This is a genomic window from Sphaerisporangium corydalis, assembly GCF_025506355.1.
Lineage (GTDB): Bacteria > Actinomycetota > Actinomycetes > Streptosporangiales > Streptosporangiaceae > Sphaerisporangium > Sphaerisporangium corydalis.
Genome location: NZ_JANZYP010000038.1, coordinates 50,349 through 64,503 on the forward strand (window position 1 = coordinate 50,349; position 14,155 = coordinate 64,503).

The window sequence follows — 14,155 nt, forward strand, 5'->3', positions numbered from 1 at the left end:
GGGAGCTGACAGATGAGCGGCGGTCTCGTCGGATGGATCGACTTCGAACGCGACCTGACGGAGCGGGCGGACGTCGTGCACGCCATGACGGACACGATGCGCGACCGCGGCCCCGACGCGGGCGCGGTCCACATCACCCGGCACGCGGCGCTCGGCCACCGCAGGCTCACCACCCCCGGCACCACCGAAAGCCCTCAGCCGGCGCTGTTCCCCGCGCACGGCGGCCCCTCCTCAGGCGAGGGGCCCATCGCGCTCGTGTACGACGGCGCGATCTACAACCTGGCCGCCGTCCGCCGGTCCCTGGACCTGTCCCCCGCCGCCACCGACACCGACGTGCTGCTGCGGGCCTACCTGACGCACGGCGCGGACTTCGTCACCCGCCTCGTCGGCCCGTTCGCGATCGCCGTCTGGGACCCGCGCGACCGGCGGCTACTGCTGGCACGGGACCACATGGGCCTGAAGCCGCTGTACTACCACCCCTACCCCGGCGGGATCCTGTTCGCCTCCCTCCCCAAGGGGATCATGGCGAACCCCCTCGTCACCCCGCGCCTCGACCGCTCCCTGATGACGATCGTGCTCCAGCCGCGCCTCACCCTCGCCGGTGAGACACCGCTCGCCGGCGTCCACGAGGTGAGACCCGCGCACGTCATCACCCGCACCCCCGACCACGGCCCGGTCTCGCGCGCCTACTGGTGCCTGACGAGCGGACCCCACCCCCACACCCCCGCCGAGACCGCCGGACACGTGAGGGACCTTCTCCACGAAGCCGTGGCGACCCAGCTCCCCGCCGCCGGCCCCTGCGCCGCGATGCTGTCCGGCGGCGTCGACTCGACCTCGGTCGCCGCACTGGCGGCCCGGTCCCTGCCGTACCCCCTCGACACGTACTGCGTCGACTTCGACAGCGACAAGGCCCACTTCGCGCCGACCGAACTACGGCCCGACGTGGACAGCCCGTACGCCGCCGCCGCGGCGGAACACATGGGAAGCAGGCACACCACTCTCACCGCGACGATGCGGGACCTGCTCGACGTGATCCCGGCGACCCGCCGCGCACGTGACCTCCCCGGCTGGGGCCAGTTCGACGCGTCGATGTACCTGCTGTTCCGGCGAATGCGCCAGGACACCACCGTGGCCATGTCCGGTGAGGCCGCCGACGAGTTCTTCGGCGGATACCCCTACCTGTTCAAATCCGACCTGATCCGCCGCGACACCTTCCCCTGGCTCGGCGACGGCCCCAGACTCGCCGACTACCTGACCCCCGACCTCGCCCAGGACGGCGACGAGAAGGCCCGCTACGCGCAACTCCTCGGCGAAGTGCCGCGCCTGCCGGGCGAACAGGGCCTGGACGCACGCATGCGTGAGGTCCTGTACCTGGGAATGACCGGCCCGCTGGCCGTGGTCCTGGACCGCAAGGAACGCATGAGCGCCGCACAGGGCCTCCACGTACGCCTGCCGTTCTGCGACCACCGCCTGGTCCAGTACGTATGGAACGTCCCCTGGTCCATGAAATGCGCCAACGGCCTGAAAAGCCTCCTCAAGCAGGCGATGGCCGACATCCTCCCCCCCACCACACTGAACCGCCAGAAGAGCGCCTACCCCCATGTCCAGAACCCGTCTTACGAAAAAGCCCTGGTCCACGAGGTCATGCGCATCACGAACGCGAGCGACTCCCCCCTGCACGGAATGTTCGACACCCCCCGCCTCAACGACCTCCTACGCCGGATCGACACCGGCCGACTGAACGCCCGACTCCCCGGCGGCGCCAGCGCCGCACAACTCCTCGTCCAACTCGTCGAACTCGACGCCTGGATGCGCGCCCACCGAGTGACCCTGTCCTGACCCGCTCGGTGTGCGGCGGCAGGCCGGTCAGGCAGATCGCGACGTCCCACCGGGCGTCGGCGCGCCGGCGGGCAAGGTCGCTGATCACTGATGGCCATTGGCGCTCCTCGCCGGTGGCCGGGCGGAATCCCGGACTGATCACCCGCGTGACGGCCGTCCCTCGCCTGCGGATGACGAGCGATCGCCGAAGGCGAGTTCGCCCCCAAGCTGGCTGTACAGCTCAAGTTGGTCGTAGTAGATCCGATGAGTGATGATCTTGTCGTTGCCGACGGAGCAGGTGCTGGTGCCGCGCACGGCGACAGGACGGCCGGTTCCGTCCAGCACACCCCCGCTGGGCAGCACCAAAGGCCCGTCATGCGTGCCGGTGAGCATCCATTCGGTCACTGCGGGATCGGCGCAGAACACCGTGTGCCAGACCGTCATGCGCAGGTCCGGAAATCCCTTGAAGACCTCCTCGTAGAACGAGGCGATCTGGTCGTGTCCTTCCGCGACGCCCTCTGGGGTCACCAGGACCCCGTCCCGGCTGTGGCACTGAAGAACACGATCCAGATCGTGGGCGTTGAAGGCCTCGAGCAGCCTGTCCTTGAGGTCGCGAGCGTTGCCCATGGTCATCACCCCTCGATAGGGACCCTTCCGGCGATGGACGCGCCAGCACGGCGGCCGGCCCTTCGCGCCGTGCTGGCGTGCGACCGGCGGCGGTGGCGGGTCGCCGGGTGTCAGCCGAGCCGGCCGGGATGGATGACGACCTTGGTCCAGCCGAGATCCCGCCGGTCGAAATGCTCGTAGCCGTCCGGTGCGTCGTCCAGGTTCAGTTCGTGCGAGACGACCCAGGACGGCCGGGCCTTCCCTTCGTGGATGAGCGTGCCGAGCCGCCGGTTGTAGCGCTTCACGTCGCACTGGCCGTTGCCGATCTTCTGGCCCTTGAACCAGAACATCCCGTAGTCGAAGGCGATCTCGCCCTGCTTGAAAAGATCGTCCGGGCTGCCGGGGTCCGACGGGATGAAGACGCCGACGACGCCGATGGTCCCGGTGAACTTGACCGATTTGACGAGGTCGTTGAGCGTCATGTTGGGGTGCTCGTGCCCCTGCGGGTCGTGCGCCTGGTAACCCACGCACTCGCAGCCCCGGTCGGCGCCCATGCCCTTGGTGAGCTCCATGACCTGATCGACCGGTGACGACCGGGAGTCGTCGATCGCGATCGCGCCGATCTCCTCGGCTTTGGCGAGCCGGTCGGGGTGGCGGTCGACGACCATCACCTTGCTCGCGCTCTGGAGCGTGGCGGAGTAGGCGGCCATCAGCCCGACGGGCCCCGCCCCGTAGATCACGACCGAGTCGCCCGCCTCTACCTGGGCGAGTTGGGTCGCGTGCCAGCCGGTCGGCCAGATGTCGGCGAGCATCACGTAGTCGTTCTGCTTCTCCCGCGCGTCGTCCGGGAGGACGAGGCAGTTGAAGTCGCCGTACGGCACTCGCAGCAGCTCGGCCTGGCCGCCGCTGTAGGGCCCCATGTCCGCGAAGCCGTACGCCGCCCCGGCCATGCCCGGCTCGGGATTGGTGGTGAGGCAGTAGGCCGTCAGGCCCGTTTCGCAGTTCACACAGAAGCCGCACGAGATGTTGAACGGGATGCAGACCACGTCGCCGACGCGGACGCGGTCGACAGCCGGTCCGACCTCGACCACTTCGCCGAGGTTCTCGTGACCGAGGACCCGGCCCGTCTCGAAGTCGGTCCGGCCTTCGTACATGTGCAGGTCCGACCCGCAGATATTGGTCGTGGTGATGCGAACCAGGACATCGGTGGGCCGCTCAATGCGCGCGTCTGGGACTTGCTCGATGCTGACCTGTCGAGGTCCGTTGTATACGACTGCTTTCATGATTTCCTCGCATGCGATCGTTCGCGAAGGATCGCCTTACCCGTCAACGACGGGAAGGAAGGTGCTGCGCCGTGCATCTGGTCAACGGTGCGTTCCTCCTTCATCGCCAGCCATGACCGCGCCCCTGGCAGGACGCGGCGCCAAGTCACCGGGCGTCTGGGCGGGCCGTCAGAGCTGATCGCCGAGGCCGTCCCGATCACCTCAGAGCAGCAGGTCGAAGACACCTATCTTGGTGAGGGGTAGATCCCAGGGTTCGATGATGTCGCGACGGTTGGCCCCGGCGTGGGCCTGGCCGATCAGCAGAAGGTCGTGGACCTTGTCGTTCACGAAGTCGCCGTAGCGCCGCAGGTCGTCCTTGTCGATATCGACACCTGCGGCGCTGCGGAAGAAGCGTTCGAATCTCGACACCGCCATGACAGCCATGGAGGTCTCCTTCCTTCCGGCCCGGAGTCACTCTCCGGCCTGGAGGTAGTCGTGGATCAGCCGTACGGCCATGGCGCCTTCACCGACCGCCGCGGCCACCCGCTTGACCGACCCGCTCCGCACGTCCCCGGCCGCGAACACGCCCGTGCTGCTCGTCTCCAGCGGGAACGGCCGGCCGACGGAGTCGGGCACGCCTTCCCTGCCCGACCGGCCGGCGTCCGCGCCCGTCAGTATGTAGCCCCGCGGGTCGAGCGCGATCTCGTCGGCCAGCCAGGCGGTGTACGGCTCCGCGCCGATGAAGATGAACATCGCGCGGGCCTCGATCGTGGAACGCTCCCCGGTGCGGTTGTTCTCGGCGATGACCGCGGCGAGCCGCTCTTCCCCGATCAGCTCCCGGACCTCGGTGTTCGGCATGATCTGGATCCGGGGGTGCCGTTCGACCTCGACGGCCAGGTAGCGGGACATGCTCCTGGACAGCGTGTCGTCCCGCACGAGCAGCCGGACGCAGTCGGCGTGCCGGGCCAGGAACAGGGCGGCCTGACCGGCCGAGTTGCCTCCGCCCACGACGACGATCGGCTCCCGCACGCACATCTGGGCTTCGAACATGGTCGCCGCGTAATAGACGCTCGTGGGCTCGAACCTTTCCAGGTTCACCCCGTCGAGCCTCCGGTAGCGGACGCCGGTCGCGATGATCAGGGTGCGCGCGTGGATCGTGCCGCCCTCCCCCACGGTCACGGTGTGATCGCCCGCGTTCAGGCGCAGTCCGCATGCCTGTGCGGGGACGAGGAACCGCGCGCCGAACTTGCCGGCCTGGATCGCCGCCCGCTCCGCCATTTCCCCGCCGGAGATCCCGGACGGGAAGCCGAGGTAGTTCTCGATCCGCGAGGAGGTGCCCGCCTGGCCGCCCGTCGCGACATCGTCCAGGACCGTCGTCGCGAGACCCTCCGACGCCCCGTAGACCGCCGCCGCCAGCCCCGCCGGCCCGGCCCCGATGACGAGCAGGTCGCATCGGGTCTCCTGTACCCCTGGTGCGGGAAGCCCGATCGCCCGGGCCAGCTCCGCGTTGCTCGGGTTGCGGAGCACCGTCTCGCCACGCCAGATCACGACCGGGGTATCCTCCGGGGTGACGCCCATGCTCCGCAGGAACCGGTCTGCCTCTCGGTCCTGCTCCAGGTCGATCCACCGGTGCGGCAGCCGGTTGCGTGCCGCGAACTCCCGCAGCCGCCGGGAGTCGGCCGAGAAGCGGGAGCCGACGACGCGGAAACCGGCCCCGAGTCCGATGAGCATCGTGCGGCGGACGAGGTAGGCCCGCAGGATGAGGTCGCCGAGTGCCGGATCCCCGGCGACCAGGCGGCGGAGCGCGTCCGCCGGCACGGCGAGGACCTCACCGTCCTCGGCCACCACGCCGGTGACGAAGCCCACCTGGCCGGTGAGCACGTTGAGCTCTCCCAGGAATCGGCCTGCCCCGTGGACGCCGATCACCTGGTCGTCCGCTCCGAATCCCTCGACCGTCGCCACCTTGCCGGCCAGGACCGCGAAGAACTCGGTACACGGAAGGCCCTCCGCGTACAGGACCTCGTCCCGGTGGACGCGGCGCCGCTCGCCGTGCGGGGCCAGCGCCTGGAGCTGCGCGTCACTCAGCCGCGGGTAGGCTCCCTGCGGGTCCGGCGTCTCGCGGAGCTCAGCTGGCCAGCGCATCGTCTCCGGCGTCTCGCGGAGCTCAGCTGGCCAGCGCATCGTCCACCCAGGGCAGCCGGTTCTTCCGCCCGCATTTCGAGCATTGGGCGACGTTCGCGTCCTTGGTCGGTGACCGCATGGTCAGACCTCCGGATCCCCTACGTCATCGAGGGTGTGCCGCCGGTCGGTGCGACATGGACGACCGTCCCGCCGAGGGCGCCGCCCGCGACCGGTTCGCCGGTCCCGGCGGCCGCTCGGTGACGAGCCGCTGCTCAGCCTCCTCTACACCCCCAAGCTATCTCCGCCGCCGAAGACGCTTTGCGGCACCCCCAACGCTGACCAGCGGCCATCCCCGCGCGTGATCCCTTTCTGCCGTATCGGCGTGCGGACCTGTCTCGCGGCGATCAGTGACCTTGTTCCCGGCCGAGGAAGCACGACAGCAGGCGCCTGAAGTCGTGCGGGTGCTCGAGCGCCGGTACGTGCCCGCAGCGGCCGAGCACGTGCAGGCGGACATCGGCCAGGTGGTCGAGCAGGGGCAGGGCCGCCGTCCCGAGCGGGGTGAGCCGGTCCTCGGCGCCGTGGACGAGCAGCACGGGCGCGCGGATCCCTGTCAGCGTTCGCGCCGGGAGGGTGAGCTCGTCGGCCCAACGTGCCCTGGGTGGAGGGAACAACGACGCGAACGCGGCCGCCCCCGCTCGCATCGCGGCCGCACGGGCGGCGACGGCCGACTCGGTCACGAGCGCCTGGTCCAGGACGAGGCGGCTCAGCATGTCCCGTGCCCCGTGCGGGCCGGCGGGGGCGGCCCAGACCGCGTCGAGGTCGGCGGACAGCGGCGCCCCGGGGGCGCCCATCGTCGAGACCGCCACGACACGGGTGACCTGCCGGGGACGCGCGGCCGCCAGCGCCAGCGCCACGGCACCGCCCATGGAGTGGCCCACCACGGCGTAGTGCTCGGCACCGAGGGCGTCCATCAGGCCCGCGGCCTGCTCCGTCCACAGCCGGAGCCCGCCCCTTGCGCCCGCCGGGATCGGTGTGCGGCCGAACCCCGCCTGGTCAGGAGCCACCACGTGCCAGGACGTGCCCAGCGCCTGTGCCGTCGTCGCCCAGGCGCCGGATCCGGTCGTACCGGGTCCGGAGCCGTGCAGCATCAGCACCGCGGGCCCGGTGCCGCTCTCCAGGACGTGGACGGGGGAGCCGCCGACCGTGACGGTCCGAAGTGCCGTCACCGAGACGGGTCCGGTGTGCTCATGCCGGCGCGGAGTCGATGGACTTCGAGAAGAGCTCCATCATCGCCCTGCCGAACTGCGGCATGTCGGGCCACCCCCGGCAGGAGACGAGGTTGCCGTCCACGACGTCGGGAGCGTCGATGACCGTCGCGCCCGCGTTCTCCATGTCACCGGTGATGGGGGGGAAGCACGCCGTCTTGCGACCCTTCAGCAGCCCGTACACGGCCGGCACCTGCGCGCCGTGGCACACCAGCGCGATCGGGAGGTCGCGCGCGAAGAAGTGCTCGGTGATGCGCCTGACGTCGGCGTCGACCCGGATCCACTCGGGGGCACGTCCCCCGGGGATGATGAGGGCGTCATAGAGCTCGACGTCGACCTCGGCCCAGGGCACGTCGACCGGCAGCTTCCGGCCGTTCTTCTCCACGTAGGCGTCGGAGTTGGGGTCGAACTCGTGGATGACCAGCTGAATGTCACGCATCGTCCGTGACGAGACGTCGACGTCCCAGCCGCCCTCCTGCACGCGATAGTAGGGATACATGGTGTCGAGCTCCTCGGCGGCGTCGCCGGTCAGGAGCAGCGCTCTGGGCACCTGCTTCTCCTCGCATCTGGAACGGGTGAGGCGGGATCCGATCCAATCCGATCCGATTGGGTTAGCATTCCTCGGCCCAGCCCACCCGTCAAGCCTTTACCGCCATTCCGTCCACGCCCTCGGCCTGGTCGAACAACCGCCGGAACCGCTCGCCGGACAGCAGGATGTGCCGGCGCATGGCGTAGGCGGCGGCGTCGGGGTCACGCGCGGCGATCGCGGCCAGGACCTCTTCGTGCTCGGCCATGGCCAGGTGGGTGACCTGGTTGTCGTGGAGGAGCCGGAACAGGTGCACGTGCGCGTGCAGGCGGGCGAGCGCTTCGCGGATGACCTCGTTCTCCGCGCTCAGGGCGATGAGATCGTGAAAGGCGGCGTCGCGTAGCCCGAAGGCGCCATAGGCCATGAGCCCCTCGCCCCCGTCCAGCTCCGCCATCTCCTCCAGCATTCGCCGCAGACCGGCCACCTGCGTCGAGGATGCGCGTTCGGCGGATCTGCGCGCCGCCGCCGGCTCGAGGAGCAGGCGGACCTCAAGCATGTCCTCGAATCGGTTACGGGTGATCTGGGGGGGAATGCGATAGCCGGCATGGGGCACACGCACGACCAGGCCCTCGGCCTCCATGCGGTTCAGGGCGTCCCGGATCGGCGTCTGCGAGACCCCCAGCTCCCGCGCCAGGACGTCGATCGTGACGCGGGAGCCGGGCTCGATCCGTAGCGACATCAGCTGTCCGAGCAGCGTGTCGTACACCTCGTCGGCAAGCCGGCCGCGAGATCTTCCCGGCGGCGTTCCGCCCGCCATGGCCCCGCGGCGCCGCGCGATCACCACTTCGTCGTCCATCGTGACGTGAGGTCCTTTCCTGTGTCTTCGGGAACCTGTTGACATCGGCCGCACCACTGCGGGATGTTGACGCTCCCACTCGGATCGTATAGGAAAGGTGGCGGATGTCGGCCACCCTTCACCCATCGCGGAACCGCCCGCCATCGCTCCGCTTCGATCAGCTGGAGCTCCCATGAGCCGGCAACACGCCTGAACGACCCGGCGACCGCTCGGCGAAGCACGCGGCAAGGCTCCAGAGGCCCCCCCAGAAAGCAGGCAAGAAGATGCGGTATCCACAGCGAACAGGACGACCGTCCGCTCCCGGTCGAACGGTGCGGCTGGCGACGGCGGCCATGCTGGTGGCCACGACCGTGGCGGCGTGCGGCGGCGGCCAGGACGACGGCGCGAAGGCGAGCGCCCCCAAGGCGCCGGCGACCATCCCGGAGCTCACCAAGGACCCGCTGACCCTCAGCTTCATCTGGTTCGACTGGCCCCCCGCCCACGCGCTGGAAGCCTTCGCGAACGCGGAGTACAAAAAAGAGCGGCCGAACGCGACCATCAAGGTCAACACCGTGCCGAACGCGAACTGGCACGACGCGATGTTCACCCAGTTCGCCGCGCACAAGACCGACTTCGACATCCCGATCCTGGACTCGCAGCACATCGGCGAGGCCGTGACGAACGGCAACATCCTCGACATCACCGACTTCGTCAAGACGAACATCGACGTCAAAGCCTACAACCCGTACCTCCTGGCGGCCTACGGCCAGTTCCCCCAGGCGGAGACCGGCAAGCGCGACGAGAACGCCAGCCTGTACGGACTGCCGCTGCTCGGCGACACCTGGACGATGATCTACCGCAAGGACCTGATCGGCGACAAGCCACCGCAGACCTGGGACCAGATGATCTCGGTCGCCGAGAAGTGCCAGAAGGACCACCCTGGCGTCAGCGGGCTCGCTTTCCACCAGGCCAACGGCTCCGACGCCGCGGCCGTGACCTACAACACGGTCAACGGCGTCTACGGCGGCAACCTCTGGAACGCCAAGACGCGCAAGATCGACGGCGTCATCAACGACGCCGCGGGCCAGGAGGCGATGGACGTCCTGGTCAACAAGATGAAGCCGCTGACCGCCAAGGGCTCGGGCAACTGGTTCATCGACGAGGTGAACGCGGCGGTCGCCCAGGGCAAGGCATGCATCGCGTTCAACTGGATCGCCGCGAGCGGCGGCCTGCTCGACCCGAAGCAGTCGACGCTCGGCACCACGCGGGAGCAGATCCTCGACAAGCTGGGTTTCGCCACCCTGCCGAGCCAGAAGACGAACCTGGTTCCCCTCGGCGGCATGGGGATGCACGTGTCGGCCTACTCCCCCAAGGCGAACCAGGCCGAGGCCCTGAACTTCATGAAGTGGTTCGAGCGGGCCGACATCCAGAAGAAGTGGGCCGCGGCCGGTGGCGTGCCATCGCGTACGGACGCCCTGGAGTCGCCCGAGTTCCTCAATGCCGGGCCGTTCAACCAGGTGTACACCGACTCGGTCGCGCGGATGCGGGACATGTGGAACGTCCCCGAGTACGCGCGCCTCGTCGACATCGAGAACACCAACGTGAACGCGGCCCTCAACGGCGCGAAGAAGCCGAAGGACGCGCTCGACGACATCGCCAAGGAGCAGCAGGGCGTCCTCGACTCCGGCAGCCGCAAGGGCGGCGGCGGACTGTGAGTGACCCCGCCCCTCTGACGACCGACCGCCCCGGGCAGGTGGCGTCCGCGACGCCGCCCGCACGGGGTCGGTCCCGCCGGTTGAGCGACCGCGGGCTCGCCGTGGCCTTCATCTCCCCCGCGCTGCTGCTGTTGCTCGCGATGTCGGTGTTCCCGTTGCTGTGGGCGTTGTACCTGTCCTTCACCGACTACTCGGCCACCCGCGGGGGGCCGGCCCACTTCCTCTGGTTCGAGAACTACACCGCCATCCTGGCTTCGGCGCAGGTCCACCTGAGGGCCCTGACGACGTTGATCTACGTGGTCGGCGCGGTCGCCCTGCAGACCGTGCTCGGTTTCACCATCGCCTACCTGATCTCGCGGCGCACGCACGGGCGGGGACTGCTGACCACTCTGTTCCTGGTCCCGATGATGCTGTCGCCCGTCGTGGTCGGGCTGTTCTGGCGATTCATGCTCGACGCGCAGTTCGGCGTGATCAACAGCATGCTCGGCTCGCTCGGCCTGGGGCAGGTGGAGTGGCTCACCCGGCAGCGAACGGCACTGATCTCCCTGATCGTGGTCGACACCTGGCAGTGGACGCCGTTCATCATGCTCATCGCGCTCGCGGGCCTCACCGCGGTTCCCAAGTACCTGTACGAGGCCGCCTCGATCGACCGGGCGTCCGAGTGGTTCCGGTTCCGCACCATCACCCTTCCGCTGGTGTGGCCGCTGCTCCTCATCGCCGTGTTGTTCAGGGCCATCGAGGCCTTCCGGCTGTTCGACCTCGTCTACATCCTCACCAGCGGAGGCCCGGGGGTCTCCACCGAGACGTTGTCGTTCCACGTCTACAAGGTCGCGTTCCTGGGCTTCAACACCGGAACCGCCTCGGCGTACGGGATCCTCATGGTCCTCGTCGTCATCGTCCTCACGCAGCTCTACCTGCGCTACTTGAACAAGCTCAAGGAGGACTGATGGCCGTCTCCGCCCACGAGGCCGTGTCCCCAGGTCCTGTCCGGGATCACACGCCCCCCGCGCGCCGCTCCGGCGGCAGGGGCCGCTCCGTGCTGGAGGTCGCGCTGCTGACCGTACTGGCCGTCGTGATGCTCTTTCCGGTGCTGTGGATGATCGAGACGTCCATCAAGGAGAACCGGGACGTCTACGCCATCCCGGCCAAGTTCTTCGACTTCAAGGTCACTTTGGACCATTTCAGGGACGTGTTCGTCGCCTCCGGCGGCGGTCCTTCGACCTTGTCCGTCTCGTTCCTCAACTCCGTCGTGGTCGCCGGGGTCTCCACGGTGCTGGCCACCGTGCTGGGGGTCCCGGCGGCCTGGGCCTACTCACGCTTCGGCGTGAAGGCCAAGAAGGACCAGCTGTTCTTCATCCTGTCCACCCGCTTCATGCCGCCCGTGGTGGTCGTGATCCCGATCTTCCTCATGTACCGCCAGGCCGGGCTCATCAACACCCAGCTCGGCCTGATCCTCATCTACGCCGCGTTCAACGTCCCGTTCACGATCTGGATGATGAAGGGGTTCGTCGACGAGGTCCCCCCGGAGTACGAGGACGCCGCCATGCTCGACGGCTACACCCGCCTGCAGGCGTTCCGGCGGTACACCCTTCCCCTGCTTTTGCCCGGCATCGCCGCGACGGCGGTCTTCGCACTCATCTTCTCGTGGAACGAGTTCGTGTTCGCCATCTTCCTCACCTCCAGCGACAACGTGCGGACGGCCCCGCCCGCCATCGCCGGCCTCATCGGTGGCACCACCGTGGACTGGGGTCTGGTGGCCGCCGCCTCCGTGGTGTTCGCCCTGCCGGTGCTCGTCTTCGCCTACCTGGTGCGCAAGCACCTCGTCGCCGGTGTGACGCTCGGGGCGGTGCGGCGCTGATGGCGGGCATCGAGGTGACCGCCCTGCACAAGCGCTACCCGGACGGGACGGTCGCGGTCGACCACGTGGACCTGTCCATCGGCGACGGCGAGCTGTTCGTGATGCTCGGCCCTTCGGGTTGCGGCAAGACGACCACGCTGCGGGCCATCGCCGGCCTGGAGAGGCAGACGACGGGCGACATCCGCATCGGCGACACGCTGGTCAACGACCTGCCGCCCGCCGAGCGCGACATCGCGATGGTGTTCCAGTTCTACGCCCTCTACCCGCATCTGCGGACCCGCGACAACCTGGCGTTCCCGCTGCGGGCCGAAGGGCTGCCCAAGGCGGAGGTGCGCGAGCGGGTCGACGAGGCCGCCCGGCTGATGCGGCTCGGTCCGCTCATGGACCGGCGGCCGCGCCGGCTGTCCGGCGGGGAGCAGCAGCGCGTCGCGCTCGCTCGCGCCCTGGTGCGGCGACCGCGCGCGTTCCTCATGGACGAACCGCTCACCAATCTGGACGCGGAGCTGAGGGCGGACATGCGCACGGAGATCAAGCACCTGCAGGGGGAGCTCGGGACGACGATGGTCTACGTCACCCACGACCAGGTCGAGGCGATGTCGCTCGGTCACAGGATCGCCATCCTCAACAAGGGCCGCGTCGAGCAGATCGGCACGCCGCTGGAGGTCTACGACCGTCCGGCGAGTCTTTTCTGCGCCGCGTTCATCGGCTCCCCGCCGATGAACCTGATCGACGTGGAGGTGGCCGACGGGAAGCTGCGCGGTCAGGGCGGGCTGGTCCTCACGCCACCGCCAGGTCTGCCGCGCGACCGTGGCCTGGTCGCGGGCGTCCGGCCGGAGGCGCTGGAGGTCACAGAACCGGGGGCGGAACGTTCGGTCCCGGCCCGCGTGGTCTCGGCGGAGTGGCTGGGCGACGAGCTCATCTACGTGGTCGACCACGGCGGCCGGCGCGACGTACGGGTCCGGATGCCACCGACCGTCCGTTTCGCCGCCGACGCACCGGTCGGGCTGCGGCACACCGGCGGGACCCCGGCGGTCTACGACGTGAGCACGGAAGAGCTGGTGGCCTGATGGGAACCGTGGCGGTGTACGGGCTGTGCAAGTCCTTCGGCAAGGTCCAGGCCATGGACGGGGTGACGCTGGACGTGCCGGACGGGTCGTTCTTCGTCGTGCTCGGACCCTCCGGGGCGGGCAAGACGACGACCCTGCGAGCGATCGCCGGCCTTGAGAAGCTGGACGCCGGGTCGGTGCGTCTGGACGGGACGGACGCGACCGGTGACACCCCGGCCGCACGCGACCTGGCCATGGTCTTCCAGAACTACGCCCTCTACCCGCGGCACACGGTGTACGAGAACATCGCTTCGCCGCTGCGGGCACGCCGCCGTTCTTCGAGCGAGATCGCCGCCGCCGTCGAGCGGATGTCGACCCTGCTGCACATCGAACCCCTGCTGCGGCGTCGTCCCGCGCAGTTGTCGGGCGGTGAGATGCAGCGTGTCGCCCTGGCCCGGGCGCTGGTCCGCCGCCCTCGCGCGTTTCTCATGGACGAGCCGCTGACGAACCTCGACCTCAAGCTCCGCGTCGAGATGCGCACCGAGCTCACCCGCATCCACCGGAGCCTCGGAGCGACCTTCGTCTACGTGACCAACGACCAGGTCGAGGCCCTGTCCATGGCCGACCAGGTCGCGGTGCTCAAGGAGGGGAAGGTGCAACAGGTCGGAACGCCGGCCGAGGTGTACGAGCGTCCGGCCAACCAGTGGGTCGCGGGCTTCGTCGGGAGCCCGCAGATCAGCCTGCTCGCCTGCCACGCCGAGGGAGATCGCCTGGTCGGGGCGGACGGCTGGACGCTGCCTCGGCCCCGCTGGACCACGGCCGAGGACGGTCGCCCGCTGCTGCTGGGCCTGCGCGCGGAGGACCTGTCCGTCGAGCGGCGTGGGAACGCGTCGTTGCCGGGTGAGCTCTACGGCCTCGAGCCGCTCGGTGACCGGACGGTGGTCGACGTCCGGGTGGGGACGGAGATCCTCAAGGTCAAGGCACGACCCACCGTCACCGGTACGCCGGGCGAGCGGCTGCTCGTCACGGTCGACCTGGACCGTGCGCACCTGTTCGACGCGGGCACCGGGCTGGCGCTGTCCGAGGCCGGGAGATAAGCGCGC

General features: G+C 69.3%; 13 protein-coding genes. 6 read left to right on the top strand and 7 right to left on the bottom strand.

Annotated elements, in window-relative coordinates; all coding sequences use genetic code 11:
* Positions 1-12 precede the first annotated feature (12 nt).
* On the top strand, positions 13-1,839 hold the full coding sequence (asnB, locus tag NYZ98_RS24320; RefSeq protein ID WP_262845346.1) for an asparagine synthase (glutamine-hydrolyzing): 1,827 nt from the start codon (positions 13-15) through the stop codon (positions 1,837-1,839).
* Between the two features lie 138 nt (positions 1,840-1,977).
* Here the strand turns inward: asnB and NYZ98_RS24325 are convergent, their stop codons facing one another.
* The 7 genes from NYZ98_RS24325 to NYZ98_RS24355 form a co-directional block, all read right to left on the bottom strand.
* Positions 1,978-2,451, bottom strand: a complete 474-nt coding sequence (locus NYZ98_RS24325) for an ester cyclase (RefSeq protein ID WP_262845348.1) — start codon at positions 2,449-2,451, stop codon at positions 1,978-1,980.
* A 104-nt stretch (positions 2,452-2,555) separates the two neighbouring features.
* The gene (locus tag NYZ98_RS24330; RefSeq protein WP_262845350.1) at positions 2,556-3,707 is read right to left on the bottom strand and encodes a glutathione-independent formaldehyde dehydrogenase; all 1,152 of its coding nucleotides are present in this window, start codon (positions 3,705-3,707) and stop codon (positions 2,556-2,558) included.
* 201 nt (positions 3,708-3,908) lie between these two features.
* Positions 3,909-4,130 carry a DUF1931 family protein gene (locus NYZ98_RS24335; RefSeq protein ID WP_262845351.1) on the bottom strand — a complete coding sequence of 74 codons (222 nt, stop codon included), beginning with the start codon at positions 4,128-4,130 and terminating at the stop codon, positions 3,909-3,911.
* 27 nt (positions 4,131-4,157) lie between these two features.
* Positions 4,158-5,867, bottom strand: coding sequence for an FAD-dependent oxidoreductase (locus NYZ98_RS24340; RefSeq protein WP_262845353.1), 1,710 nt, complete (start codon positions 5,865-5,867; stop codon positions 4,158-4,160).
* A gap of 344 nt (positions 5,868-6,211) precedes the next feature.
* Positions 6,212-7,033 carry an alpha/beta fold hydrolase gene (locus NYZ98_RS24345; RefSeq protein ID WP_262845355.1) on the bottom strand — a complete coding sequence of 274 codons (822 nt, stop codon included), beginning with the start codon at positions 7,031-7,033 and terminating at the stop codon, positions 6,212-6,214.
* Between the two features lie 19 nt (positions 7,034-7,052).
* Positions 7,053-7,622 carry a DJ-1/PfpI family protein gene (locus tag NYZ98_RS24350; protein ID WP_262845357.1) on the bottom strand — a complete coding sequence of 190 codons (570 nt, stop codon included), beginning with the start codon at positions 7,620-7,622 and terminating at the stop codon, positions 7,053-7,055.
* An 88-nt stretch (positions 7,623-7,710) separates the two neighbouring features.
* Positions 7,711-8,454, bottom strand: a complete 744-nt coding sequence (locus NYZ98_RS24355; protein WP_262845358.1) for a GntR family transcriptional regulator — start codon at positions 8,452-8,454, stop codon at positions 7,711-7,713.
* Between the two features lie 311 nt (positions 8,455-8,765).
* Here NYZ98_RS24355 and NYZ98_RS24360 point away from each other — a divergent pair, with 311 nt between their 5' ends.
* The 5 genes from NYZ98_RS24360 to NYZ98_RS24380 all read left to right on the top strand — a co-directional run bounded on the left by NYZ98_RS24360 (position 8,766) and on the right by NYZ98_RS24380 (position 14,149).
* Entirely contained in the window at positions 8,766-10,148 is a 1,383-nt protein-coding gene (locus NYZ98_RS24360) for an extracellular solute-binding protein (RefSeq protein WP_262845359.1), read from the top strand.
* A gap of 80 nt (positions 10,149-10,228) precedes the next feature.
* A complete protein-coding gene (locus NYZ98_RS24365) occupies positions 10,229-11,095 on the top strand; it encodes a carbohydrate ABC transporter permease (RefSeq protein WP_262845361.1) in 867 nt (288 codons plus the stop codon).
* Positions 11,095-12,006, top strand: coding sequence for a carbohydrate ABC transporter permease (locus tag NYZ98_RS24370; RefSeq protein WP_262845362.1), 912 nt, complete (start codon positions 11,095-11,097; stop codon positions 12,004-12,006). The genes NYZ98_RS24365 and NYZ98_RS24370 overlap by 1 nt, the downstream gene beginning before the upstream one ends.
* A complete protein-coding gene (locus NYZ98_RS24375) occupies positions 12,006-13,073 on the top strand; it encodes an ABC transporter ATP-binding protein (protein WP_262845364.1) in 1,068 nt (355 codons plus the stop codon). The genes NYZ98_RS24370 and NYZ98_RS24375 overlap by 1 nt, the downstream gene beginning before the upstream one ends.
* Complete coding sequence (locus NYZ98_RS24380) at positions 13,073-14,149, top strand: ABC transporter ATP-binding protein (protein ID WP_262845366.1); 1,077 nt, start codon at positions 13,073-13,075, stop codon at positions 14,147-14,149. The genes NYZ98_RS24375 and NYZ98_RS24380 overlap by 1 nt, the downstream gene beginning before the upstream one ends.
* Positions 14,150-14,155: the final 6 nt, after the last annotated feature.